21 protein-coding genes are annotated in these 25,814 nt (G+C 70.1%); 7 read left to right on the forward strand and 14 right to left on the reverse strand.

Translation table 11 applies throughout. From position 1 onward, the window contains the following. The first annotated feature begins 457 nt into the window (after window positions 1-457). Window positions 458-3,058 carry a hypothetical protein gene (locus BM339_RS48945; protein WP_143118628.1) on the forward strand — a complete coding sequence of 867 codons (2,601 nt, stop codon included), beginning with the start codon at window positions 458-460 and terminating at the stop codon, window positions 3,056-3,058. A gap of 42 nt (window positions 3,059-3,100) precedes the next feature. Here the strand turns inward: BM339_RS48945 and BM339_RS28390 are convergent, their stop codons facing one another. Further along, complete coding sequence (locus BM339_RS28390) at window positions 3,101-4,366, reverse strand: ankyrin repeat domain-containing protein (RefSeq protein ID WP_075022816.1); 1,266 nt, start codon at window positions 4,364-4,366, stop codon at window positions 3,101-3,103. 488 nt (window positions 4,367-4,854) lie between these two features. On the opposite strand from BM339_RS28390, the gene BM339_RS28395 reads away from it, so the two are divergent. After that, window positions 4,855-5,547 carry a S1 family peptidase gene (locus BM339_RS28395; RefSeq protein WP_083598009.1) on the forward strand — a complete coding sequence of 231 codons (693 nt, stop codon included), beginning with the start codon at window positions 4,855-4,857 and terminating at the stop codon, window positions 5,545-5,547. Here the strand turns inward: BM339_RS28395 and BM339_RS28400 are convergent. From BM339_RS28400 to BM339_RS47955, 6 genes are read right to left on the reverse strand one after another with little or no spacing between them, the layout of a single operon-like run. Then, window positions 5,513-6,502: an alpha-ketoacid dehydrogenase subunit beta gene (locus BM339_RS28400; RefSeq protein WP_075022818.1), complete on the reverse strand. Its 990-nt coding sequence runs from the start codon at window positions 6,500-6,502 to the stop codon at window positions 5,513-5,515. The genes BM339_RS28395 and BM339_RS28400 overlap by 35 nt on opposite strands. After that, on the reverse strand, window positions 6,499-7,455 hold the full coding sequence (locus BM339_RS28405) for a thiamine pyrophosphate-dependent dehydrogenase E1 component subunit alpha (protein WP_218163784.1): 957 nt from the start codon (window positions 7,453-7,455) through the stop codon (window positions 6,499-6,501). Before BM339_RS28405 ends, BM339_RS28400 begins: the two co-directional genes overlap by 4 nt. Continuing rightward, a complete protein-coding gene (locus tag BM339_RS28410) occupies window positions 7,452-8,432 on the reverse strand; it encodes an alpha-ketoacid dehydrogenase subunit beta (RefSeq protein ID WP_075022819.1) in 981 nt (326 codons plus the stop codon). Before BM339_RS28410 ends, BM339_RS28405 begins: the two co-directional genes overlap by 4 nt. 54 nt (window positions 8,433-8,486) lie before the next feature. After that, complete coding sequence (locus BM339_RS28415; RefSeq protein WP_075022820.1) at window positions 8,487-9,506, reverse strand: thiamine pyrophosphate-dependent dehydrogenase E1 component subunit alpha; 1,020 nt, start codon at window positions 9,504-9,506, stop codon at window positions 8,487-8,489. Between the two features lie 45 nt (window positions 9,507-9,551). Continuing rightward, the gene (locus tag BM339_RS28420) at window positions 9,552-10,973 is read right to left on the reverse strand and encodes a dihydrolipoamide acetyltransferase family protein (RefSeq protein WP_075022821.1); all 1,422 of its coding nucleotides are present in this window, start codon (window positions 10,971-10,973) and stop codon (window positions 9,552-9,554) included. 48 nt (window positions 10,974-11,021) lie between these two features. Next, window positions 11,022-12,014 carry a helix-turn-helix domain-containing protein gene (locus BM339_RS47955; RefSeq protein WP_024934771.1) on the reverse strand — a complete coding sequence of 331 codons (993 nt, stop codon included), beginning with the start codon at window positions 12,012-12,014 and terminating at the stop codon, window positions 11,022-11,024. Between the two features lie 179 nt (window positions 12,015-12,193). Between BM339_RS47955 and BM339_RS28430 the strand changes: the two genes are divergently transcribed. Continuing rightward, on the forward strand, window positions 12,194-13,297 hold the full coding sequence (locus BM339_RS28430; RefSeq protein WP_075022822.1) for a mandelate racemase/muconate lactonizing enzyme family protein: 1,104 nt from the start codon (window positions 12,194-12,196) through the stop codon (window positions 13,295-13,297). Between the two features lie 42 nt (window positions 13,298-13,339). Here BM339_RS28430 and BM339_RS28435 read toward each other — a convergent pair whose 3' ends face one another. From BM339_RS28435 to BM339_RS28465, 7 genes are all read right to left on the reverse strand, one after another. Then, a complete protein-coding gene (locus BM339_RS28435; RefSeq protein WP_075022823.1) occupies window positions 13,340-14,281 on the reverse strand; it encodes a cyclase family protein in 942 nt (313 codons plus the stop codon). 2 nt (window positions 14,282-14,283) lie between these two features. After that, window positions 14,284-15,366, reverse strand: coding sequence for an LLM class flavin-dependent oxidoreductase (locus tag BM339_RS28440; protein WP_075022824.1), 1,083 nt, complete (start codon window positions 15,364-15,366; stop codon window positions 14,284-14,286). A gap of 75 nt (window positions 15,367-15,441) precedes the next feature. After that, complete coding sequence (locus tag BM339_RS28445; protein ID WP_075022825.1) at window positions 15,442-17,535, reverse strand: acetate--CoA ligase family protein; 2,094 nt, start codon at window positions 17,533-17,535, stop codon at window positions 15,442-15,444. 10 nt (window positions 17,536-17,545) lie between these two features. After that, window positions 17,546-18,436 carry an enoyl-CoA hydratase/isomerase family protein gene (locus tag BM339_RS28450; RefSeq protein WP_075022826.1) on the reverse strand — a complete coding sequence of 297 codons (891 nt, stop codon included), beginning with the start codon at window positions 18,434-18,436 and terminating at the stop codon, window positions 17,546-17,548. A 2-nt stretch (window positions 18,437-18,438) separates the two neighbouring features. After that, complete coding sequence (locus BM339_RS28455) at window positions 18,439-19,605, reverse strand: LLM class flavin-dependent oxidoreductase (protein WP_021591744.1); 1,167 nt, start codon at window positions 19,603-19,605, stop codon at window positions 18,439-18,441. Window positions 19,606-19,762: 157 nt separating this feature from the next. Beyond that, on the reverse strand, window positions 19,763-20,359 hold the full coding sequence (locus BM339_RS28460; RefSeq protein WP_024934772.1) for an NADPH-dependent FMN reductase: 597 nt from the start codon (window positions 20,357-20,359) through the stop codon (window positions 19,763-19,765). Between the two features lie 376 nt (window positions 20,360-20,735). Beyond that, complete coding sequence (locus BM339_RS28465; RefSeq protein WP_021591746.1) at window positions 20,736-21,356, reverse strand: TetR/AcrR family transcriptional regulator; 621 nt, start codon at window positions 21,354-21,356, stop codon at window positions 20,736-20,738. An 825-nt stretch (window positions 21,357-22,181) separates the two neighbouring features. Here BM339_RS28465 and BM339_RS28470 point away from each other — a divergent pair. From BM339_RS28470 to BM339_RS28485, 4 genes are read left to right on the forward strand one after another with little or no spacing between them, the layout of a single operon-like run. Beyond that, window positions 22,182-23,573 carry an MFS transporter gene (locus tag BM339_RS28470; protein ID WP_075022827.1) on the forward strand — a complete coding sequence of 464 codons (1,392 nt, stop codon included), beginning with the start codon at window positions 22,182-22,184 and terminating at the stop codon, window positions 23,571-23,573. Between the two features lie 57 nt (window positions 23,574-23,630). After that, the gene (locus BM339_RS28475) at window positions 23,631-24,074 is read left to right on the forward strand and encodes an SRPBCC family protein (RefSeq protein WP_075022828.1); all 444 of its coding nucleotides are present in this window, start codon (window positions 23,631-23,633) and stop codon (window positions 24,072-24,074) included. A 44-nt stretch (window positions 24,075-24,118) separates the two neighbouring features. Then, window positions 24,119-24,553, forward strand: a complete 435-nt coding sequence (locus BM339_RS28480) for a Zn-ribbon domain-containing OB-fold protein (RefSeq protein WP_021591749.1) — start codon at window positions 24,119-24,121, stop codon at window positions 24,551-24,553. Next, window positions 24,550-25,809 carry a thiolase C-terminal domain-containing protein gene (locus tag BM339_RS28485; RefSeq protein ID WP_075022829.1) on the forward strand — a complete coding sequence of 420 codons (1,260 nt, stop codon included), beginning with the start codon at window positions 24,550-24,552 and terminating at the stop codon, window positions 25,807-25,809. Before BM339_RS28480 ends, BM339_RS28485 begins: the two co-directional genes overlap by 4 nt. Window positions 25,810-25,814 lie beyond the last annotated feature (5 nt).

The following is a 25,814-nucleotide window of genomic DNA, read 5'->3' on the forward strand; positions in this document are numbered from 1 at the left end:
GATGCTCGACAGCGGTCTTGAAGCCCATTTGGTGGGCGAGCTCCACCCCGTGCCGATGTGCGGATGTCGCAGACCCTCGATTGAAAACGCCGTGGCGCCTGGCATCCTGCTGCCCCAGCCCATGCCTGTGGGGCGACGCGTCGCACACCAAACCGGGGGCGCTGGAGCAGCGGGCTCCAGCGCCCCCGGCTGTGCTAGGCGCCGAGAAGATGGTCGACGATGGCCCTTACCCCACCCGCGATAGCGCCGCTGATAGCGGCGCGTATCAGGATCCAGCGCTTGGTCTTGGGGTGCTCTTCGGTAGTCATGTGGCTCCTTGCCCGTTGCAGGTGATCGGAGCGTCGGCCGACGTAAGCACCACTCTCGGCGCTTCGGGAAGTGGACGTTTCAGTCGCGATCAGTTCTGGCAAGGACCGGCTTCAGTGCTGTTCAGACATGCTGAGGACGGATCTGCGAGATGATGCGTGCGATGAGTGGCGATGGGAAGAGCCGCCCCGTACGTCGGCCCCGGCGGATTGCGCAACCTCGGCTACCGCCGGGACCGCTGCAGGATCTCAAAAATCTGCTGTATCGCCTGTATGTCGAGGCCGGCGCACCGTCCTTGGACGACATCCACCACCAAGCCGAGTTGGCGGGCACCGAGGCGGTGGCTGGATGGCCGGGTCGGGACACCATTCATCGGATCATCGGTGACGCAGGTTTGCCGCCCTCACAGGGCGACACGATGGCGGTCGCAAAGGTACTGGCCCGTCTTGCGCGTTGGGACGTCTCGGACGCCGTCGGCCGTGTGAGGGAGTTGTGGGTCCAGGCGCAGATGACCGTGCCGGTCGGCATGCCAATCGGCACTCTGGATCCGTTCGCGCTAGAAGTGCGCCGCGCGATCAGCGCCGCAGCCGATTCCGGGCCCCTGCCCGTTCTGCCGCGGTACATCACACGCGCCCATGATGCGCGACTGACACAAGTCGTAGCGGAGGCCAGTGAGGGACGAAGCGCGATCGCGGTCCTGGTCGGCTCTTCCTCGACCGGCAAGACCCGCGCATGCTGGGAAGGGATACAGGCTCTGCCCCGCAGTTGGCGATTGTGGCATCCAATCGATCCGACTCGGGCGGAGGCGGTACTGGCGGGGATGGACCGTGTCGGTCAGCAGACCGTGGTGTGGCTGAACGAGGCGCAGGAGTACCTGGCTCATCCCACGCTCGGGGAACGTGTCGCGTCCGGTCTGCGAGAGTTGCTGCGCGCACGTGACCGTGCACCGATTCTGTTGTTGGCCACGCTTCCGCGCGAGCAGTGGGCCCGTATCAGCGCCCGTCCTGAAGAAGGCATCGATAGATTCGCCCAAGCCCGGGAGTTGCTGGTCGGCCATCAGATCCACATTCCGGATTCGTTCACCGCCGCGGATCTGACCGTGCTTCAGAACGTTGGCGAGGAAGACCCCCGGTTGGCGGAGGCAGCCGCTCACTCGGTCGACGGTCTCGTCACGCAGTATCTGGCCGGCGTTCCGGTTCTGCTCGACCGCTATCAATCAGCCACTCCAGCAGATCGCGCCCTCATCCATGCCGCCTACGACGCCCGGCGGTTGGACTGCGGGTCAGACGTGCCGTTGCCGGTACTCGCGGATGCCGCGTTCGGCTACCTCACCGATCTGGAGCTCAACGAGCTCTCCGACGATTGGCTTGAGAAAGCTCTCGCGCGACTCACTCTCCGCAGTCACGGTGTTCCGGGTCCGCTCAGCCGTGTACGTCCTCGCCGGGGCATCCCTTCCGGTGGGCCGTTCTACCGGCTGGCCGATCCACTCTGGGAGCATTTGGATCGTGGCGGTCAACCTATTCCCGGTGAATTCTGGGACGCCGTCCTTGCGCATCAGCTTCCAGCGGCAACGCTGCGCCTTCTGGCTGAACAAGCCACTGTCCGATGCCAATTCGAACAGGCCGCGCTCTTGTTGGGTTCCGCAGCTCAGCAAGCACCCAGGGAGGATCGCGCTGAAATATATGCACTCCTGGGGGAGTTCCTCGCATATCGAGGTCTGCACGTCTTGGCCAGTCAGTATTCTGAGGCCAGTGCCCGCATAGGCAGCCTGAACGGCATGGTGACGCTGTCGCTGGCCGCCGAAGATCGCGGCGACATCGACGGGGCACTTCACTGGGCAAAGCGAGCCAGCGCCGCGGGCAACGATCGAGCGTTCTTCCATGTGTATTGGCTACTGGCGAATCACGAGCGGTTCGACGAGGCCGAAGCCTGGATTCGTCCGCTCGCCGACCAGGGCGACATCACGGCAATTCGTTTCCTCGCTGCTCAACTCGCTGAGACCGGGCGGATCACCGAGGCCGAAGAGCTCTTGTGGCCCGCCGCCCGCGACAACCTCCGCCGGTGCCGCCGTGACTTGATCGATCTTCTCTACAAGGCAGGCCGACGCGATCGGATCTCGGCTTTGTTCGGGCAGCTGGCGGACAACGGCGATGACGACGCCCAAGAATGGTTGAGCACCGTAGCCGGATGGGACGAGAACCAAACCGAGTGCGAAACAGACCGGCCTGGAAACCGTCCGGACCCACAAGAGATGGCCGGCCATGGTTCCACGTACGTATTCGGACAGCGATTTCCGGCCTTGGACCGTGCTGCCGAACTTGAGGCGGCCGGGGACCTCGACGCGGCCATCGATATACTTTCAGCCGCACTACCGGTACAGCACTGGCCACTACTCCAGAAACTCAGCGCATTGTTAGAAGGACGAGGAAGATCCGAGGAGGCCGTGGCCGTCTGGCGGCTCATGGCGGAGACCGGAAATCCTGCGGCGCTGAGGGAGGTCGATCACATTCTCAGGCGCTGCGGACGTGCCATCCAGGCCGAAGATCTGCTACGTTCCAGCATCATCAGTGGCCGCACTTACGCTTCCACACCTTCATTGTCCGATCCGAATATTCTGGACATACTGACCGCCCACCTTGAGGCCGAAGGGCGCGCCGACGAAGCCGCATCCGTTCGTATGTGGGGCCTCGATCCATCCGGTGCCACGGCGCGTGCGTGGACGTATCCTGCCCCGACAACACACGACGGTTGATTCAGCCCCGGGTCGATCACCCGAACTGGCACCGGTTGGGGGTCAGGTGCGGCGGTGGCCGGGGTCGAGTCGGTCCGCGAGTTCTGTCAGTATCGAAGACCGGCGCTGCTCACGCTCGGCAAGCGTTGCGTCGGATCGGGTCGATAGCCGGTCACCGGCGAGCGCGGCCTGGGCGGCCAGCATCCGAAGCCGCGGCCCGAGCCGGGCGAGCTCCTCGTCCGGCCGCACGGCGCGGGACAGCAGGTGCACGACCTCCGGGTCCTCGTTCTCCAACGCCCGCGTCACCGTGCTCGCGTCGACCGGCGCGCCACGGTCAAGGAGAGTCCGGGCAAGGTCCACATCGACAGCGTGCGCGCCGACCCGCAAGGAGTTCTCGACCGGGACACCTTGTTCGAGCAGCCACGCGATGGCCTCGAAGGCCCGATGGCGAAGGGCCACCTCGAGCGGACTCAGCCCGCTGTCAATCTCCTCCGCCGGATCACAGCCCATCGCCACGAGGCGCGCGAGCAGCGCCACATCGTCATCGGCCGCCGCCCGTTCCAGGGCCAGCCGCCGGAGCCGACGCTGCCCGGCGAGCGTGCCCTCGTCCAGCGCGCCCCGCCAGTCGAGCACGGTCGCCCGGACGAGCCGGCGCAGCTTCGCTGCGGCCGACCGGGCGTCCGGGTCGCCACGGGTTCCCAGTTCCTCGATGGCGTCACGTATCTCTGCGCCCGTGTCGCCTTGGCTCTCCCAGGGATCCCGATCCAGGACGAGTCGGCCGAACAGCGCATGCAGGTCGTCCGCGAGCCGCCCGGTGCGGTCGCCGGTGGACAGCTCCCATCCGGGTGGCAGTCCCTGCCGCCAGCAGACGATGGCGCCGTGGTCCGGGCCGGCGGCGGTGTGCACGTAGACGCGCTCGAGATACTCGAAACCACCGATCGGCAAGTGGACGAGGCCGCCAGACCAGTCCGGCTGGTACTCCTCGGCCAGTCCGCATTCGTGATCGATCCAGCCCCACAGGTCGTGGTAGCCGTCGCTGTCGGGATAGAACAGCTCCACCAACGACAGCGGGACGTCCTGGCCGTCGAGATCAGCGCGCAGGTCGTAGTCGAGCCGTCCGCCAAAGGCGGTGCGCCACAGCGCGATGAGCGGATCGGGCAGCGGCCCGGCGCAGCGCTCGGCCACCGCATCGAGGACCGCGTCATCGATCGGCGGCTGCGCGTCCAGGATCAGGCGTCCGGCGAACAGCGCCAGGCCGGCTTCGCTGAGAACGCGATGTTCCCGGTCAGAGAGCGGGTCCGGCAGCGCGTCGTCCGATAGGGCCATCACCCCGCGAAGCCTAGAGGCCGGGCATGCCCCCAATCCACGATTCGGTGGTGGCGGGCGATCCTGTCGATCGGCCAGCCCTCGCTGGAGTGCTTGTCCTGGACGAGTCCCTATCTGGGGGACGCTGGCGTGGTCCGTCCTCGTGGGTGGAGACCCGTCCGGGGGTCCGTCTACACCTACGGGTCTTTCTCGTTTCTGGGCGGTCCGCCGCTGTTGAATGCGGTAGCGAGCGGCTTGGGCGGCGACGTGTAGTGGCCACTCGCTCCGGCAAGCTTTCCGTTTGTTACCAGACCGTTCTCTAGATAATTGCTATGAGTGAATGAGCTTATCTGTTTCGAATCGTGTCCTGGAATCGCGGGTGAGTGCATGGGGAGGCGAGGCTTGCCATGGCTGGCCAGAGCGATCACCGGCACACCTGCCGCACGGGTCTGCGATTAGATGGACAATGACGTCTCTGATCGCATCCGACCGCTTTGAGGGGCTCCCCGGGGATGGACGAGCGAACGGCTGATGCGGGCCGTGTACGCGCGGCCCGTTTCACTCCGGGACTCGTTCGTGTGCTGAGTGCGGAGGGCGACGGGGTCGGCCTAGGGCTGCTCGTCGGTGAGCGCGAGATCGTCACCTGCGCGCATGTGGTGAATTATTCGCTGGACCGCGACACCATGGCCGATGGAGTACCGGCTGTTCCCATACATCTCGACTTTCCTTTCGCCACGTCGGGACGCAGGTTCACGGCCGAGGTGGTCGCTTGGGCACCGCTCGCCGAGGACGGCCGCGGGGACGTCGCGGGGCTCAGATTGCACGGCCCTCCGCCGGAGGCGGCCATTCCCTCGTCAATGACGGCCGTCGACGACCTTTTCGGTCATCCGTTCCAGGTCTTCGGCTTTCTGGACGGCCATGAGACGGGTGTGTGGGTGACCGGAGAGCTGCGCGGTTCCGACATCGTCGGGAGCCTGCACCTGGTCGGTGAGGCGCAGAGCGGCCTGCGGGTCAGCCCGGGATTCAGCGGGTCCCCGGTATGGGACGGCCGGCTGGAGGCGGTCGTCGGCATCACCAGCCGGGCGGCGATCGGAGCGGGAACCGCGCCCAGCGCGTACTGCCTGCCCGCAGCGACCATCGTGATCGCGCCGCCTATCCGATCGCGCCTGGTCACGTCTGCAGGGGCGGGCGGTCTAGGACGGTGAGTACGGCCCGCCGTACCTCCTCGCGTCCGGGCAGGTAGGCGTCCTCCAGGGGTGGGCTTACCGGAATCGGCTGGAACGGCGCGGCGACCCGCTCGATGGGCGCGTCGAGGTGGTCGAACGCCGCGCGGCCCACCGCAGCCGCGATCTCGGCGCCGAATCCCGAGGCGCCGACCGCCTCGTGCGCCACCACCAGCCGGTTCGTCCGGCGCACTGAGGCGACGATGGTGGCGAGGTCGAGCGGCACCAGTGTCCGTGGATCGATCACCTCGACCTCTGTGCCGTCCGCGGCCAGGTCCTCGGCCGCGGCCAGCGCCTCGTGCACCATGCGTGACAGCGCCACGACGGTGACGTCACGGCCCGGGCGCAACACCGCCGCTTCACCGATCGGCACGGGCTCGATGGGCTCCTGGACCTCTTCGGCACGGAAGTACAGCGTCTTGTTCTCCACGACCACCACCGGGTCGGGGTCCTCGATCGCTGAGGCGAGCAACCCCGCCGCGTCGGCGGCGCGGCTGGGCATGATGACCTTCAGTCCCGGCACATGGCACAGCCAGCTCTCCAGGCTCTGCGAGTGCTGCGCGCCCGCTCGCTGGCCGGCCCCGCCCTGGGTGCGCAGCACCATCGGCACCGAGAGCTGCCCACCGGACATGAACCGCGCCTTGGCCGCGGTGTTCGCGAGCTGGTCGAGGGCGAGCGTCAGGAAGTCGATGTACATGATCTCCAGAACCGGGCGGAGCCCGGACTGCGCCGCGCCGATGGCGATACCGCAGATCGCGGCTTCGCTGATGGGGGTGTCCCGCACACGCTCAGGGCCGAACTCGTCCACAAGCCCTCGTGTGATCGTGAACGGGCCGCCCGCGGAGACGTCCTCTCCGATGACGAACACCCGCGGGTCCGCGCGCATCGCATCGGCGAGAGCGCCGCCGACGGCCTTGGCGTAGGTCGTGCGGGTCATGACGCGTACACCGAGGCCGCGGCGAGTGCCTGCGTCGGATACGGGCTCTGCCCGGCCCACTCGACGGCGTCGTCCACGGCGGCGACGGCGTCCTCCCGCGCCGACTTCGCCTCTCCGGCGTCGAACCAGCCACGCTCGACGCCCGTCTCCTCCAGCCGCACGATGGGATCGAGCCGCCTCCACTCCTCGCTTGAGACCGCGTCGCGATAGCGGTCGGGGTCGCCTTCGTAGTGTCCGCGAAGGCGGTGCGTCAGGGCTTCGAGCAGTGCCGGGCCTCGTCCCGCCCTGGCCCCGTCCAGCAGCTCGCCGAACGCGTCCCACACGGCGGTGGCCTCACTGCCGTCGACCGTCGCGGAGGTCACGCCCCACGTGGCGACGAGGTCGCTCACCCGCTCGACCGGGGTGTGCGCGGAACGCGGGGTGAACTCGGCGAACCCGTTGTTCTCGCATACCAGCACCACCGGAAGCCGCCACAGCGCGGCGAGGTTCACCGACTCGGCGAACACCCCCGACTGGACCGCCCCGTCCCCGAAGAACACGACCGCGACAGCGTCCTTGCCGAGCATCCGGGCGGCGAGGGCGCTGCCGAGCGCCAGGGGGACGCTGCCTCCCACCACTCCTGTGGCCCCGAGCATCCCGTGCGCGGCGTCCACCAGGTGCATCGAGCCGCCCATCCCCCGGCACAGACCGCGAGCCCGTCCCATCAACTCGGCCATCGTCTCGCGAAGCGGGGCGCCTTTGGCGATCACATGGCCGTGGGCCCGGTGGCCGCTGTAGACGACGTCGTCGTCGCTCAACTGCCCGCACACGGCGGCGGCGACGCCCTCACCGCCGATGCTGAGGTGAATCAGCCCGGGCACCTGGTCGGCGCGCTTGAGCCTGCCGACCCTCTCCTCGAACACGCGGATGCGCCACATCGTCCGCAGCGCCGCGCGTGCCTGGTCGCCGTTCACGCCCTGCCAGCCGGCGCGCCGACGACCTTCCGTGCGGCTTCGACGATGCGTTCCTCGTTCGGCAGTACGTACTCCTCCATCGGCCGGGCATAGGCGATCGGCGCGTCGAGTGCGGTGACCTGCATGATCGGCGCTCGCAGATACGACCAGCCGTGCTCGGCGACCTCCCCCGCGATCACCGTGGCGACCGACCCGTGCCGGGGCGCCTGGTCCACCAGCACCAGCCGCCCGGTGCGCGCCACGGACGCCAGCACGGTCTCGGTGTCCAGGGGGGCGATGGTCCTCGGATCGATCACCTCGGCCTCGGTGCCCTCCGCGGCCAGGCGCTCGGCGGCGGCCAGGGCGAGGGACACGGTCCAGCCGGTGGCCACCACCGTCACATCGGTCCCGGGCCGCTTGACGTCGGCGACGCCGAAGGGGACGACGTGCTCGCCCTCGGGCACCGGCCCTGTCTCCAGCAACTGGAGGAAGCTGTGCAGGTACAGGACGGGGTTGTCGTCGCGGATGGCGCTCGTCATGAGGCCCTTGGCGTCGGCGGGCGTCGAGGGCAGCGCCACCTTCAGGCCCGGTACGCCCAGGAACATGCCGTAGATGGAATTGCTGTGCTGGGCGCCCCACCCGGCGGCGAATCCGTAACCGGCCTTCAGCACCATCGGCGCCGTCACACGGCCACCGCTCATGTAGTGGAAACGGTTCGCCTCGTTGACGACCTGGTCCATGGCGACGAGGAGGAACTCCGCCATCGTGCAGTCGACGACGGGACGCTTCCCCGCCAGGGCGGCCCCGGCGGCCATACCGATCTCGGCTGTCTCGGAGATGGGGGTCACCCTGACGCGTTCGCCCGGGAACGCCTTCCGGAAGCTCTCGTAGTGGTCCTCACCTATGGTCTGCCCGAACAACACGACGTCTTCGTCGCGCGACATCTCCCCATGTACGGCTTCGGCGATCGCGGCGACGAACGGAATCTCGTGGCTCATGCTCTGCTCTCCTGGCTCTCCTGTTTGCTCCTGCCGGAGACGGGGGGTCGACGCTCACGCATAGACATGGGAGAGCGCCGCTTCGGGCATTGGCAGCGGGCTGTTCAGCGCGAAGTCGACCGCCGCCTGCATCTCGGCCCGTGCCTCTTCCGCGATCGATTCGGCCTCGGCCGCGGTGAGTAGTCCGTCGGCTCCGAGCCGGGCCCGGAAGCGCGGTACCGGGTCGCCCCGCTTGGCGGCCTCGTACTCCTCGACGGCGCCATAGACCGCGATCGCCTCGTGCTCCGGGTAGTGCAGCGGTACCCCGGGTGGCGCGATCGAGTTCCCGTGCGCCGACAGACGGTAGACGAGCGACTCGATCAGCGTCGGGCCCTCACCGGCACGGGCACGCTCGACGGCCTGGGACACCGTCTCGTACACCGCGAGGGGGTCACCACCGTCGATGGTGAGGCCGGGGATGCTGTAGGCCTTGGCCTTGACGGCCAGCGGCTCGCCCGCGGCGGCGTTCGCGTCCTCCTCCTCCGTGCGCACGGAGACGCTGAAACTGTTGTTCTCCATGATGAAGACGACCGGCAGCTTCCACAGCGCCGCGACGTTGAGCGACTCGTGGAAGGCGCCCTGCTTGGTCGCGCCGTCACCGAAGAACGTCAGGACGACGTCACCGCGCCCGCGTAGCTGAGCCGCATACGCGGCCCCCACGCCCTGCGGGATGTTCTGCCCGACGATGGCGGAGGTGCCGAGAAAGCCACGGGGGACGTCCGTGAGATGCATGGAGCCGCCGTAACCCCCGCACAGGCCCGTGGCGCGGCCGTAGATCTCGGCCATCATCGCCCCGGTGTCGCTGCCGAGCGCGATCGGATAGCCATGGCAGCGGTACGTCGCCATGGCCTGGTCGCCGGGACGCATCGCGGCGACCGACCCGACGACGGACGCCTCGGCGCCGTCGGCCAGATGGGTGTGCCCGCGGATCACGCCCGGATGCTCGGCGAACGTTCCTTTCACACGTTCCTCGAACTCTCGGATGCGGACCATCTGGCGGTACAGTCCGATCTGCCGGCTCTTGTCCAGCCTCACGTTCGTTCTCCTCTCGCAGGGCGGTGTCGGGTCAGGGGGCTGGAGTCAGGCGGTCGCTTCGGGGACCGTCAGCGCCAGCGGGCGGTGCAGCAGGGCGACCACGCGGGTGAGGAAGCGGGCGGCGTCCGCGCCATCGACGACGCGGTGGTCGCAGGTGAGGGTCAGCTCCATCACGGGAACGGCGACGACACCGTCCTTCTCGCTCGTGCCCGGGAGGGCGTCACGCCAGCGCGGAAGCGTCCTGACCGCACCCACGGCCAGGATCGCGGCCTGCGGCGGAACGATGGCGGCCTCGAAGGAGACGATGCCGAACATCCCGAGGTTGGAGACCGTGAACGTGGCGCCGTCCAGGTCCGCCGGGGTGGCCGCACCGTCCCGGACCCGAGCGATGAGCGGCTTCGTCACAGCGGCCAGTGCCGGCGCGGGCAGCCGGTCGGCGTCCTTCACCACGGGGAGGATGAGACCGTCCCGGGTCTCCGTGGCGATCCCCACGTTCACCCGCGGGTGCAGCAGGACGGCGCCGTCGTCCGCGGACGCGTTCAGCCGGGGGAACTCGCGGAGCGCCCGGGCCACGGCCCCGACGACGAGGTCGGTGACGGTCGGCGCCGGATCACTGACCTCGGCAAGGGCGGAGCGGAGCGCCATCGCGGCGTTCATGTCCACCTCGGCGGTCAGCGCGAACACCGGGACGGACGCGCCGTCGGCGAGCCTGCGCACCGTCGCCTGCTGGATCCTGGTCAGCGGCGCCCGTGTGGAGTCACCGCCGGCCGACACCGCCTGGACCTTGCCGCCGGGCCGCGTTGCCGACGACCGGCCCTGGGCACGCCCGGAGGCCGCCTCCCCGTCCGCCGCGGCGCGCCCGGCGGCCTGCCCGTCCGCCGCGGCGCGCCCGGCGGCCTGCCCGTCCGCCGCGGCGCGCCCGGCGGCCTGCCCGTCCGTCGCGGCGCGCCCGGCGGCGCCTGCGTCCCTTGCGGCCTGCCCGGCGGCCTCCACGTCGGCGCGGATGATCCTTCCGCCCAGGCCGGTCCCGGTCACCGCGGACAGGTCGACCCCCAGTTCGCGGGCACGACGCCGGGCGAGCGGAGAGGCGATCGGCCGGTCCCTGTCGCGCGCGGGGGACGGCGGCCGGACGGGATCGGGCGGAGCCGCCGACGAGTCGGCCGTGGCGGCAGCGGTCGAGCGGTCGTCGCCTGGGGCCGCGTCCGGGCTCTCAGCGGCGGCGGTCGAGCTCGTCCCCAGCCGAGCGATGACGGCCCCCACAGGGGCGGACTCGCCTTCGGGCAGAACGATCTCCAGCACCCCGGAGGCCTCCGCCTCCACGCCGACAACGGCCTTGTCGGTGTCGATCTCGGCCAGTTCTTCACCGGCGTCGACCTCGGCGCCGTTCTCGTGCAGCCAACGTTCGATGGTGCCCTCGGTCATCGACTCCGACAGCCGCGGCATCCGTATCTCGACAGCAAGGCCCATGCGCCCTCCCAGGTCTTCCCGCATCGACGCTAGGAGCGTCCGGCCTGCTCAGACCATCGGTTCAGCGCGGGGTTGCCTGGTGCTCAGCGCACGCGCCTCCCGGGGCGGCATGCCGTACTCGCGCTTGAACGCTTGGGAGAAATGGGTGGCGTCGGTGAAGCCCCAACGAAAAGCGATCTCGGTTATCGAGCCGCTCTCCGGGTCGGCCAAGTCCTCACGGCAGCGCGCCAGCCTGCCCCTGCGCACCAGCGACGCGACGGTCTCACCGCTCCCTTCGAACGCGGAGTGGAGGGTGCGCAGCGAGACCGACAATGCCCGCGCGACGGCGTCGGGACCGAGCCGCGGATCGGCCAGGTGGATCCGGATGTAGCGCCGGGCGCGTGCACGGAGGGCCTCCCTGCGCGCGGCCCTGGTGTCGGGAAGCGCGGGTTCCACCAGGGAGCGCAGCAGCTCCAGCGCGACGTCGCAAGCCGTCGCCCGCATACGCGCGTCCATGCCGGGCAGCTCGGTCACCACCGCGTCCGCGTAACGGGCCAGCAGGCGCGCGCCGGGGAGGCGGCCCAGATCCGGCACCGCGGCGACGTCCGCGAGACGAGGGCAGGCGCCGAGCACGACGCGCCGGGAGAAGATGAGCGTCCGTTTGGCGAACGGCTCCACGACCTCCAGCCTGGCCGGGCGCGTCCCGTCCCACAGGTCGAGGCCGCCCTCCGTCAGCACGTGGTTCCCGGCATGCGGCCCCGTGATCCGCTCGACTCCACGCAGCAGCATCTGAACACCGATGCGTTGCTCGCCCGGTTCGTCCGCCGGGTCCGCGGCGCGGAAGCCGGCGAACGGAGTGCTGCGGCACTCGACCACGTCCATCGTGCCGAGCCGGTGGCGTACCACCGAGCCGGTGAAGGCGTCGTCATCGGGCAGCCTGACCTCGAAGGCGCCATGGGTTTCGGTGAGGGCGTCGCCCCATGCCCGCGCCGTGCGCGCGCCGCGCCCCGGTCGCACGTCCCAGCGCTCCGGTCCGCTCACAGGGCCCGGGTTCATCGTCATCGTTCCGCTCTCCTCTCTATGTGGCGGGACGGCCGTGGAGGTCCGCCCGGGAATGCCGGGGCGGCTCAGTTGGATCCGCGCGCCCGGTTCCTTGGGTATCCGTGCGCCCGGCGGAACGGGCCCGGGCTCGGCGCTTAACGTGGCCGACGGCATCGGGCACCGGCGAAGGCGGGATTTGGATGCGGATCGTTGGCCTTGACACGTGGATCGTCTCCATCCCGCATCCGCGGCCGGTCACCTGGGCGGGCGTCGTCGAGACGCACTGGGAGTCCGTCCTGCTCAGGGTGAGCACCGACTCGGACGTCGCCGGTCTCGCGCAGGCGAGGCTGCACCCGGCATGGTCCGGCACCTCGCCGCGGCTGACGGCGCAGGCCCTCGGCCGGCTGTACGGACCGCTGCTGCGCGGCGTCGATCCCCTCTCCGCCGAGCGGACGAAGGCCGCCGTGGACCGGGTCCGCGGATGGTCCCCCGCCAAGGCGCTGCTGGACATCGCGCTCGCCGACGTCCGGGCCCGGCACGCGGGCCTGCCGCTGCGGACCTATCTGGGCGGCTGGACGGACGAGGTGACCGTTTCGGCCCTGCTGACCCGAGGGCCGCGCGAGGGATGTGTCGACGAGCTGGCGAAGGCCGTGGACCGGCACGGCTTCACCGCCGTGAAGGTCAAGGTCGGTGGCGACGCGCGCGAGGACATCGCCAGGATCCAGGACATCAGGAACGCGTTCGGCGACTCCCTGTCCGTTCGGGTCGACGCCAACTCCGCATACTCGCGGCGCGAGGCCCTGCTGGTCGGGGACGCCCTGGCCGAGCTCGGCGTGGCGCATTTCGAGGATCCCTGCCCGCTGGAGCCGCCCGCCCACCGCCGGGAGCTGTTCCGCAGGTCCCGCGTCGACGTCCTGGTCGACCGTGTGGTGGATTCCCCCGCCGCCGCGCGCCAGGTCATCGACGAAGGTGCGCGGGCGGTCTCGGTGAAGGCCAATCGCCTCGGCTACGCCAACGCGCGCCGGATCGTCGAGATCTGCGAGGACGCCTGCGTACCGTGCGTGGCCGGGCTCAGCGGGGAGTCGGCCGTGGGCGCGCTGGCGTCCCTGCAGATGTGCGCCGCCTACCGGCAATGCGCGGACATCCCGGCGGAGGAGAGCTTCTTCACCATGCTTCCGCACGACGTGGTCACCACGGCGCTCGAGATCCGCGGCGGGAAGGCCCTCCTGCCGGACAGTCCTGGTCTGGGCGCCGAACTGGACCTCCGCGCGCTGGAGAGGTTCGGCGTGCGCCACCCCGCCTAGCGGCCGGGCGCCTCGTGGTCGCCAAGGACGGCTCATCCCGGCTCACAGGACCGCTACGGCGTTTCCCGGCGACCCCACGCCCCCCGGAAGGTTCAGGGGCACGGACACGAACAGGAACTCGTGGCGGCCCAGGTCAGCGCAGACCCGGGCCAGCTCTTCGAAGGTGAACAGCTCACCCATGGGCATGCCGAGCAGCGGGAGCAACCGCCTGTGCAGGGATCCGTCCCCGGGCCGGCCGGGCGCGGCCTCCACGGCGGGGTTGTCGGCGGTGACGGCACTGACCCGCCAGTCCCACAGCAGTTCGGCCATTGAGGCGGACCCGGCGAGTCCCGGCCAGCGCCGGCTGCGGGCGAGGCAGTCCCGGCCGGCGGTGTCGCTCTCCCAGTAGCACCGCATCCAGCCGGTGCGCACGCACAGCACGTCGCCCGGAAGCACCTCGGCACCGGCGTCGTCCACGGCACGCGCCAGGGCATCGGCGTCGATCACATGGCCCCCGGCGGCCCATTCGCCGGGTGTGGCGGGGCACCGCGCGGACACATCGACGAGGAGACCACGGCCGATGATGCCGGTCTCGGCCCAGTGGTTGACGCCGAGACGGTCGTCATCCGCCTCGAAGCCTCCCGGATGGCCGGTGAAGAATCCGAACTCGCGCGCTCTGACGTGCCGGAAGCCGTCCCACTGGGTCGATGCCTGGGTGAAGAAGCGATCCAGACGGTCGTCCATGACATTGCGCGAAGGCGAGAACACCGTGTGCTGAAGCGGCTGCCTGCCGAAGAGCGGCGGGTCGGGGTGGTTCATGGGGAGCGAGATGTTCACCACCGTGTTCTCACGGACCGTCGCGAAGCCGCGCCGCCGGGCCCGCGAGGTCAGATTGCGCAGGCATCCCAGGTTCTCGCCCGGCGGGTACACGTCCCAGGCATGCCGGTAGTCCCCGTCCGTGTGCAGCAGGGGCAACTCGCGGTATCCGGGCAGATCGTCGCGCATGATCAGAGGTTCTCTCCGGCTCGTCTCGGACTACCGCCCCGGCTGCCGGACCCTCCCGATTCCCCGGCGAGCGCGTGGATCATCCCGACGCAGTCGGCGGTGGGAACCTGCCCGGGCAGGCGCAGGACCGGCCGATCGATGCCCGCCCGCCGGAACTCCGCGGCCTGCCGCAGAACCGCGGCGGGTGTCCCGCGCAGCGTCGTATCGGCGAGCATCTCGTCGGAGACGGCGGCGCGCGCCAAGTCCCGTTTCCCGGCGGCCCACAGCTCACGGATGCGCGCCACCTCGTCGGCGAAGCCATACCGCTCGAACAGGCGCCGGTAGGCGGTGCCGTTGGCCGCCACGTACCAGGCGAGGGTCGCCCGCAGATGACGGCTGAGTTCGCGCTCCGCTCCGACGACCCCGTAGATGTAGCCGGCCACGGCGGGCATCGGCCTCCCCGCGGTGACGGCCGCTTTCCCCAGGTCCGCCAGCTGCCCGCCGCGACCCGTCCTCGACGGCCAGATCGGCAGCCATCCGTCGGCGTGCGCCGCGGTCACCTCGATGGTCTTCGGCGTGAGCCCGGCGACGTAGAGGCGCAGGCGCGCCCGATCGGTCGTGATGCCGAGCGACAGGCCGGTGTGGGAGAAGATCTCCCCCCGCTCGGGCAGGGCTCCGGTCGTGAACCCGCCGTCCAGTGCCCGGACCGCCTCTCGAAGCCGGCTGACCGGACGGTCGAAGGGAACCCCGTGGTACTGCTCCACCAGGGCCCGCCCGCTGGTGCCGAGGCCGAGGTTCAGCGGCCGGCCGCCCATGACCTCCATCAGTCCGGAGGCGGCCTGGGCGAGCGCGGTGGGGGTGCGGCTGAAGACGTTCACGATGCCGGTGCCCAGACCGATCCGCCGGGTCCGCAGCGCCAGCTCGGTCAGCACGGAGAAGGCGTCCCGGCCGATGCCCTCGGTGACCCAGACCGCGCCCGCTCCGGCGTCGTCGGCCGCACGTGCGATGGCGACGATGTCATCCCGCGGACGTTCGCGTCCTCCGATGGCGATGTCGATGCCGCCGATGGTCATCGCCGGGGCGGCCGGGGTCCGCGTGTCGTTCATGGCGCTGCCTTTCGCTGGCCTGACGGGTGGACGGTGGGGCCGCGGCGGTTGGCGCGCAACCCGGACGGAGGCCGGTCACAGCAGAAGGGCGTCGACGATGTGCGCGCCACCGTCCGGGCTGACGATCACCGGGTTCAGTTCGACCGTGCCGAACCGCGCCAGGCCGCCGTGCACGGCCTCGTCCGCGATCTCCTCGCAGATCCGGCGCACGGTCGCACCACCGCCGGCGGGCAGGGCGTCCAGGACCCGGCGCAGTCCGGAGCGTTCCGTCAGGGAGTCCCAGGACTTCGGGTGCCAGGGGAGCGGCACACTCGCGCCGGTGCGCAGCGCCTCCACGAGCGTGCCGCCGAGGGCGAGGGTCAGGAACGGCAGCCCCTTGGCCCAGCGGGTGGAGACCATGACCTCGAAGCCGTTCACCATCTCCTCGACCAGCAGGCCCTCGAAGCGTTCGGCGAGTGCGTGCTCGTCGACGCTGCGCTCGATGGCCTCGGCCGCCGAGCGCACCTCGTCCCGGTCCCGGGCACCGAGCCGGACCAGCCCCAGGCGGGCCTTGTGGCCGACATCCCGTACCACGGCCTTCACCGCGTAGGGTCCCGGTCCGGGCAGCCGGGCGGTGCCGATGCCGTCGACACCGCCCAGCCGCAGACCGCGGACCACCGGCAGCCCTCGGGCGGCCAGCAGTTCCTTGGCCTGCGGTTCGCTCACCCACGACGACGCACTCGCCGGCGCGGCGGGCATGCGCGGCTCCCACGGCGCCGGACGGCGGTGCCGGGTGCGCCGCTGCAGGACGCCGAGCGCGGCGGTGGCACGTCGCAGGCTGCGGACCAGCCCGAGTCCCGGAGTGTCCCGGACGAGGCGGCCGACCCAGTCCGTGACCTGCTGGTCGGCGACGCCCGCGACGACGACGTGCCGTCCCGTCGTCGTGGTGGACGTGGCGAGCGCCCCGAGCATCTCCCGGTGCATGGCACGGAAATCCTCGTCCCCGGGAAAGTTGACCCCCAGGACGTACATACCGCCTGTCGTCCCTTCGTCGCTCAGCAGCGACTCGTACAGCCGGAGCCGAGCCGGACCGTCCAGGCCGCCCGACGCGGTGAGGTCCATGGGGTTGCCGACGTAGCCGGAGGCGGAGACCAGCCCGCCCAGCAGGGAGCGGGACGCCTCGCCGAGTTCGGGCAGCCGGAGCCCGCCGTCCCCGGCGAGGTCCGCGGTGAGGGTCGCCGCACCTCCGGACGAGGTGATCACGACGGGACCGCTGCCGTCGGCCAGGTCCCCTGCCAGGCGCCGTTCGTGGAGGTGGCAGACGGTCACCATGGTCTCGACGTCCGGTACAAGCACGACTCCAGTGTCCGCGCACACGGCTTCCAGCAGGTCGTGGTCGCCGGCGATGGAGGCGGTGTGCGAGAGCGCTATGTCGCGGGCGAGCGCGCTCCGGCCCACCGCCAGCAGCACGATCAGCGTGCCGGTCGAGGCGGCGCGTCCGGCGATGTCGCGGAAGCGGCCCAGATCGTCGATGTTCTCGGCGTAGCAGGCCACGGTGCCGGTGCCGGGGTCGTCGACCATCCAGTCGATCCAGTCCAGGAGACCGGTGACGGTCCCGTTGCCGACGGATACGACGGCGTTGACGCCCACGTCCTCGGTGACGAAGCCGTCGAGGATCCCGGAGATCAGCGCTCCGCTGTGGCTCACGACCGATACGCGCCCGGCCCTGATGCCCGCGGGCACGGGCTCGCAGATCGGGACCAGGCCGTCGGTGAAGCAGGCGACGCCGATGCCGTTGGGCCCCACGAGTTCGATGCCCAGCCGCTCGCACGCGGCCCGCAGCTCGGCCGTCCGGGCGGCGCCGAGTTCGTCCGCCCGCTCGATGTAGCCGTCGGCGATCAGGACCACCCGGCGGCAGCCGCGCTCGGCGAGCTGCCCGATGGCTTCGGGGGCCCGCGCAGCGGAGACGCCCAGGACCGCCAGGTCGGGGTCGACGGGAAGACCGGCCACGTCCGGATGGACCTTGTGCCCGAGCAGCGTTCCGCCCTCGCGGTGCACCGGCAGGATCTCTCCGTCGAACCCGTAGGCGTCGAGGTTCCTGATGGCCATCGTCGCGTAGAAGTTCCGCTCGGAGGCGCCGACCACGGCGACGGCGCGCGTGGCGCTGAAATAGTCGGAGGAGGGTTTCATCGGACCGCTTTCACTGGTCCGCCGCCGGCTCACCGGTGGCGGGCGGGAAGGGGCTGGACGGCGGCGACGACCTCCATGCGCTGATCGTCGCCTTCAGGCCGTCCCGTTCACGCTGGTCGTGTATCTCGGTGACGGCCCGGGTGCTGTGCGCCAGCGCGTCCCACGCCGCGCCGGCCCGGACGGCGTCCTCGAAGCCGAGTCGACCGTGCACCTGGTTGAGGGCGTGCTTCTTGAGCGTCAGCAGGTCCCGGCCGACCCGGGCGATGTCGGCGGCCATCGCCCGGGCCGTCGCGTGAAGCTCCGTCCCGGGGACGGCGTGGTTGGCGAACCCGCAGGCCGCGGCCTCTGCTCCGGTCATCCTGGAACCGACGCGGTAGCTCATCTCCTTGGCCTTGTGCAAGCCCACATGCCATACCCAGGTGGGGCTGATCAGGCCCCCGCCCAAGGGAAGCGCCGGCCATGAGATGGTGGCGGCCTCGTCGCACAGGACGATGTCGCAGCAGTTGGCGAGGATCGTGGCCAGTCCGACGCAGTGCCCGTGGATCGCGGCGATCACGGGGACCGGCAGGCGCCAGACGTCCAGGAACAGTTCGATGGAGCCGTCGAGGATGCGGCGGCGCTCGTCCTCGGGGGTCAGGGACCCGTACTCCGACGAGGCAGCGACGTCGGCGCCGCTGCAGAAGGCGCGGCCCGCCCCGGAGAGCACCACGACCCGCACGTCCTCGTCGTCCCGCACATCGCGCAGGGCATCGCGCAGTCGCGCGCGCAGTGCGACGTTGAGCGCGTTGAGCTTCTCCGGCCGGTTCAACCGGATCTCCAGCACATACGGCAGCGGCCGGTTCAGCAGCACGAGTGGCGACGCGCTTACAGCGCCGCCCCGGTCGGCGGATTCGGCGGCCATGTTCACGCCTTCCTCAAGCCGGCCTCGACCAGTAGCGGCCGGATCGACTCGTCGTACCGGGCGACGCCCTCGTCGTAGTCCGGGAAGGACAGGGCCGTGCCCTCCAGCCCGCCCTTCGCCATGGCCATGAGGTCCTCGGCGACCTGTTCTGCGGTGCCGATCAGCGGGAAACCCCAGTTGCCTCCGGCGGTTCTCCGCATCATGGCCGTCTGGGCGACCACGTCGATGCTCTGCATCTTGCCGGTGGACATGGTCATCAGGGCCTCGGTCGACGCCCGGTCGAGCTCGTCGTCCAGCAGGTACTCGTAGCGCCGCCTCGCCTCCTTCTCCGTGTCCGCGCACACGACGTAGGCGTGGCCGCAGAACTTGAGCCCGGGATTGCCCGCCTCGGCCGCGATCTGGCGATTCCTCCGCACCGCCTCCGGGAAGTCGTCGAGGTTGGGATAGATACCGAAGTTGACGTCGGCGTACCTGGCCGCGAAGGCCAGCCCGACCGGGCTGGAGCCGGCGCTCATGATCACTGGACTCGGACGCTGGAGCGGTTTCGGCTGGGAGGCGATGTCGCGACCGCGCAGGTAGCGGCCCTCGAAGTCGAACCACGCGTCCTCGCGGAAGATCCGCTGCAGCAGATCCATCCACTCCGCGGCGTACTCGTAGCGCTCGTCGTGCTCCACCGGGTCGAGCCCGAACATGCCGAACTCGGCCTGGTTCCAGCCCGCGACCACGTTCAGCGCCAGGCGCCCCGAAGCGATGTGGTCGACCGTGGCCGCCATCTTGGCGACCATCACAGGATGGAAGAGCGGTATGTGCACCGTCGAGAAGAACTGGATCCGCTCGGTCACGGCGGCGAGCCCCGCCGCGAAGGTGAGGGCGTCCCAGTTGCGGTCATACTGCGGCCGCGACCGCGTCCAGTTCTTCCAGTGCGCGATGGGCAGGATCGCGTCGATGCCGGCCCTCTCCGCGGCCTGGGCGATGCGCACGGTCTCGTCCCAGGTGATCCGCAGCGTGCCCGCACCATGGGAGAGGGTCGTGCCGCGCCCGGTGTTGAGGGACAGCAGCACCAGCTTGAACTTGTTGTCGTCGTTGAGGATCGGGGTGTCCTTCGGCGACACGACAGGGTCGACGACATCGCCGACGGCGGCGTCTTGCTGCCCGGCTGTGCTGGTCATGGGGCATCGTCTCCTTGGACTCATGCGCGATTGCGCGGATCGGTGGCGAACGGGCTGGAGCGGGCCGGCGGAGGTTGCGAAGGTCGGCGCGGTGCCCGGGCCGGGTCGCCGCACCACGCGTCGAGAACGGTGGGGGCCCGGAAGGCGGCGGACCCGCTCAGCTGTGGACGGGGAGCCGGGCAGTGGCGAAGTCCATGACCTGCCCGGCTATCGTTTCGAGTTGCCGGCGCGAGGACTCGTCGATGCGGGAGTCCGTCGCGCCGATCGCCGGCTGCGCCGTGTTGAGCGCGGCTCCGAGCGGCGTCGGCCAGCCGCGCAACGCGTGGACGGCGACCCTCAGGTTGTGCAGGGTCGACACCGCGGCCTGCCAGCCGTGCGCGACCGCTATGCACCCGACGGGAAGGCCGTCGAGATAGACCCGCTCCTCGTCGTGCAGATCCGCGATGTAGTCCAGGGCGTTCTTGATCATTCCGGACACGGTCCCGTGGTAGCCGGGCGAGGCGATCAGCAGCCCGTCGGCGCGGCGCACGGCGGCGGTGAGGGCCCTGGCCTCGTCACAGCGGACGGGCGACTCGGGCTGGTAGATCGGCAGGACCAGCGCCGGCCCGGCGAGCACCTCGACCACCGCGCCGCTCTTCTCAGCGCAGGACGCGGCCACGCGCAGGGCCTCCTCGGAGCTGGATCCCGCCCTGGTCGATCCGCCGAGAGCGAGCAGTCGTACCGCAGCGCGGTCGCCTCTATTTCGTTGCGTCATCTCGCGGAACTCCTGTCCTGGTGTGGGCGGCGACGTGCGCGCCGCTCGGTATGCGCGCAAGGCACAGCGCGCCGGGGTGCATGACGCACCCGTGCGCGGCGTGACCGGGAAGCACGAGAAGCAGAGGTGGTCCGAGACACCGACCAGGACTGGCCGGGGTGCGGGTGTCGGTCGTCAGAGATATGTGTTCGGGCGGCGCGGTCGCGCTACGAACCAGGAGACCGGGCATGGCGATCGTCCACGCGAGCGGCCTTTTTCCTATAAGCAATAGGGAAGATAGCCGCGGCTGAAACCGCCGTCAACCCCTCGAATGCCCGAGCGCCCTTCCGGCACGCTGGGAGATCGCCTGATAACGGGGACAGACACCCCGTCCGGATCAGTCGGTGACGAGCCGGCTCACACCATCGATGAAGAATCGGAGGAAGAGCTCGAAGCTGGCGTCCACATCCGAGACGTCGGGGATGGCGTCATTGATCTCCTGGTCGACGAATCCGTGAATCGACGTACGGAAGACCAGGTGCACATGCGATATGAGCTCCTCGGACAGCCCCTGAGCCCGCAACACGTCACGGACGGCGCTCGCCGCCTCGTTCGCCGCCTCCCAGAACTCGGGCGTCGACGGCGCACGCTGCTGCAGCATGTACAGCGCGGGGTGATCGCGCACGAACCCGCGGTACGCGTAGGCCATCGCGCGCAGCGCCTCGTCACCCTCCAGGCCGCGCACCGCGCCGCGCACCCTCCCGCTGAGCTCGATCATTCCGCGGATCGCGGTCCGGGAGCGGATCTCGTTGAGGTTGCTGACGTGGCTGTACAGCGTGGGCTGGGAGACCTTCAGGCGGCGAGCGATCTCAGCCGTCGTCAGGCCGTCCACGCCACGGTCGGCCAGCACGTCCACGGCGACGTCGACGATGCGCTCGACCGAAACTCCGCCCTTGCGCCCGGGCCTGCCGACCGGCTTGGAAGCGTCAGCGCCCGGCGTCGCCGCCCCCGAAGCCATGGATCGCCCCTTTCCCACCGACGGGCGGCGCCCGTCATCCGGGTACCGCGTCACCGAGCCCAACCCTACCGATCCCACCCTGCCCGCACCGGGGAGGGCGGGAGAAATCCATACAAGATCACAGGCGTTCGACTTCCCCTTCCCCGAACGGGCTCTCGCCGCCCTCTCCCCCCGCGACCGGAACCCGCGAGCCGCCCCGGCCTTCGAAGACTCCGCTCCAGGTGGTTGACGGCTTCGCGGTTCCGGTAGTAACTTCCCTATTGCCTATAGGAACCGCGTCACCTGCATACTCGATCATCGCGCTCGGTTTCCGGATCGTGGCGCTACAGCGCACTCCGGAAACGCGGCCATCGCGGGGCCACAAGGCCAGGATGGCCTGGACTGTTCCGCATCCATGAAGCCGTCATGGTTTCCACCACCACCCCATATCCGATTAACAGGACCGCACGTTTCCCTCGGTGATTCGTCACCCGGTTTCGTGTCACCTGCGGCGGCGGGATTCCGATCGCCAACCCCTGTCCTCGTACGGCAGAGGCTCGATTCGGTATTTCCGCGCGGTGTCGCTTCGTCCCGACGAAGCCACACCGAATCGACCCGTGCTCCGGGAAGCGTCCCGCAGCACTCAGCCACGTCCTTCGCTTCGCCGTCCGGCCGAAGCATGGAGTCGGGAAAGGACAGTTCCATGGTCATTCGAGCCCTTGGCACTACGCCCCAGGCCGGCGGATCCCCCCGGGTACCCGGCGCCGGCGATCGGACCTCCGACTTCACCGGCGCCCCTCTTTCGTTGTGCGCCGACCCGGCCGCGGCCAAGAGAAGGGCGAGCCGGTGACCACCGGTGCCGGCGCCGCGCCGCTCAGCTCCGCGCAGATCAACCGCAAGGTCTCGCTGCGCATCATCCCGTTCCTCTGCCTGCTGATGTTCGTCGCGTACATCGACCGGATCAGCCTGGCCTACGCGGGGCCCGCCGGGATGAACGAGGACCTGGGGCTGTCCGCGACGGCGTTCGGATTCGCCGCCGGGATCTTCTTCATCGGCTACATCGCCATCGAGGTGCCCAGCAATGTCGCCCTGCACCGGTTCGGTGCGCGTCTCTGGCTGGGGCGCATCATCATCACCTGGGGCGTCGTCCAGATGCTCACCGCGTTCGTGCCCAACGCGGAGACGCTGTACGTCATGCGCTTCCTGCTCGGCCTCGCGGAAGCGGGCTTCACCCCGGGCGTCCTGCTCTACCTCACCTACTGGTTCTCCAGCGAGTACCGCGGACGGGCCATCACCAGGTTCCTGTTCTCCGTCATGGTCACCACCGTGATCGGGGCTCCGCTGTCGATGTGGCTGATCGGTGTCGGCGACTCCGCGCAGCCACTGGGCCTGACCGGCTGGCGCTTCCTCATCCTGACGACCGGCGTTCCCGCCGTGGTGATGGGCATGATCGCGCTGTTCTACCTCGACGACCGTCCACAGACCGCATCCTGGCTGTCGTCGGCGGAGAAGGCCGACATCCAGGCCAGGCTGAACGCCGATGCGGAGCAGTACGCGACCAGGGCCGGGCGAGTCCGCGACGTCCTGCGCAACGGCCGGGCCTGGCTGCTCGGATTCTGCTTCTTCGTCTTCAACTACGGATCGTACGCACTCACCTTCTTCCTGCCCACGCTCGTCCTGGGGTTCCAGGAGCGCTTCAACACCCATTACTCACCCGTCCAGGCGGCGCTGCTCACCTCGGTACCGTTCGCCTGCGGCGGTCTGGCCCAACTCCTGTACGGCCGGCACTGCGACCGCAAGGGCAAGCCGGGTGCGCACATCGCCGTCTCGTCCGTGATCGGTGTGACCGGCGGCATCGGCGCGACCCTGGCCGAAAGCCCCCTGGCCCTCATCGCCTGGCTGTGCGTGATGGCCGTCGGCATCGTCGGCGCGGCGCCGCTGGTCTCCGTGATGACGTCCAACCTCTACCGGGGGGTCGGCGCCGCCGCCGCGCTCGGCCTGGTCAACACCGTCGGCGTCTCGTCCGGCTTCTTCGGCCCCTACATCACCGGCTGGCTGCGCGACCTCACCGGAAACCAGGACGCGGGAATCATCCTGATCTCGGTCCTGCTCGTCGCCGCCGGCGTGACCGGCCTGCTCGTGGAGCGCGGTCAGCGCAGGCAGGCGCACGCCCTCTCCGCCGGAGGAGCGCAGGTGGTCGGTGGGGACGATCCCGACCCTGCCGTCGCCAGGGAGTAACCCCCCTCTACGACCGCCACGCACGCTCACGACGACTCACGACTTGGGAGACGACCCATGCCCTTGGTAGTCAGGACCATCAGCCTTCCCGTACCCGCGGCGCGCGCATGGGATCTGATCGGCGACTTCGCCGCGGTCGACCGCTGGATGCCGGGGATCGACCGGCTGGAACTACGCGGAGGCCCACCCGGCACTCCCGAGGTCGAGCGCGTCGTGCACAGCGGCGGAATGGAGTTCGTCGAACGGCTCGTGGCCGTGGACGACGCGGCGATGCGCATGGTCTACAGCATGCCGGACCCGCCGTTTCCCATCGCGGGCCACCAGGCGACCCTGGCGGTCACGGCCGATCCGGGAGGCGGCTGCACCGTCTCCTGGTCGGCGCGGTTCGAGGCGGACGACGGTGTGGTCGAGGCCGTGGACGAGCAGATGGGCACCGGGGCGTTCCAGGTGGGCCTTGACGCGCTGGCGAAGTGGTTCGACCGCGCGGGACGCACATCGTGACCGGGGCGCAGCGGTCCGAGCGGGGTCGGCGACGGCAGGAGCCCGTGCCGGTCTGGGAACGCTACCCGGACGCCGCCCTGGACGACGACTCCCGCCACCTCTACGAGGGCTGGCTGGAGCGGGAGTTGCGCCTTCCGCGGTGCGCCGACTGCGGGGCCTGGCACGCCCCGCCCCGGGCCATCTGCCCGTGGTGCTGGTCCTTCGACGTCGTGCCCACCAAGGTCAGCGGGCGGGGGGTCGTCCATCTGTCGATGCTCCTGCATCAGGGGCCGCAGGCAGAGGGCGTCAGCTATCCCCACCCGGTGGTGACGGTGGAACTGGCCGAACAGGCGGGTCTGCGGTTCACCAGCACCATCATCGGCAGCCCGGCGCTGCCCGCCCCGATCGGGACCGCGGTGGAGCTCGCCTGGACCGAACGGGCCGGAGCGCCGTACCCGGTCTTCCGCACCGTCACCACCCAGGACGGAGCCCGGCGATGACCCACAACGGCATCCAGGACCGGATCGCCATCGTCGGCGTCGGTTCGACCGGCTACACCCGGCGGACCGGCCGCAGCGCGCGCACACTCGCCGCCGAGGCCGCGGTCGCCGCGATCAGGGACGCGGGCCTGACCCGCGATGACATCGACGGGGTCGTCTCCTCGGCCGGCATGGGCAGTTGGACGATCGTCCCCCCGGGCGCCACCGAGATGGTGGCGATGCTCCGGCTGCCGGAGGTCACCTACTTCGGGGACGGCAACCCGGTCATCGTCGGCCCGCTGCTGGACGCGATGAACGCGATCTACGCGGGTGTGTGCGACACCGTGCTGGTGTACCACTACAACTTCCGCTCCCCGTACAACTCGCGGAAGGCCGCGGAGGACCCGTTCCGGCGATGGGTGCGCGGCTACGACAACCCGCCTCCGGAGAACGCCCGCAACGCCGCCGCGTACGCCGCCTGGGCGAGCAGGTACCTCCACGAGAACCAGGTCACCAGGCGGCATCTCGGCCGCATCGCCGTGAACAGCCGGACCAACGCGGCCGACAATCCGCTGGCGGCCATGCGCACCAGGCTGACCCTCGACGACTACCTCGCGGCGCCCATGATCCGCGAGCCCCTGGGAATGCTCGACATGGACCTCCCGGTCGACGGCGCCGAGGCGTTCGTGCTGACCAGCGCCGAGCGGGCCCGCGACCTGCCGCACGCCCCCGTGCTGATCCACACGGCGAGCGAGGGTCTGGTCGAGACCGCGAGCGACGAGGAGCAACTGGCCTCCCTGCATCGCCACGGCCAGGACGTCGTGGTCGGCCAGCTCCGGGCCCGCAGCGAACGCACTCTCGCGGACGTCGACGTCGCCTACATCTACGACGGCTTCACCTTCATCACCCTTTCCTGGTTCGAGAAGCTGGGCTGGTGCGATCCCGGCGAGGCCGGGAAGTTCGTCGAGGAGCATTGGGACACCGAACGCGACCGGCTCCTCATCGACGGCCGTGTCCGGGTCAACCCCCAGGGCGGCATGTTGTCGGAGGGCGGATCCCAGGGAACCGGGTACGTCCGCGACGCGGTGCACCAGCTGCGCGCCACGGCCGGCGACCGCCAGATCCCCGGTGCCCGCACCGCCCTGCTGGCCATTGGCGGGTTCTTCTACAACTCCCAGGCCGCGGTCCTCGTCGCCGACGAAGACGCCATGCCCGACAAGAACGCCATGCCCGACGCGGGCCGGCATGCCCCGGCGACAGTCCGCACCATTTCCTGACCGAA

It is taken from the genome of Actinomadura madurae (assembly GCF_900115095.1).
GTDB lineage: Bacteria > Actinomycetota > Actinomycetes > Streptosporangiales > Streptosporangiaceae > Spirillospora > Spirillospora madurae.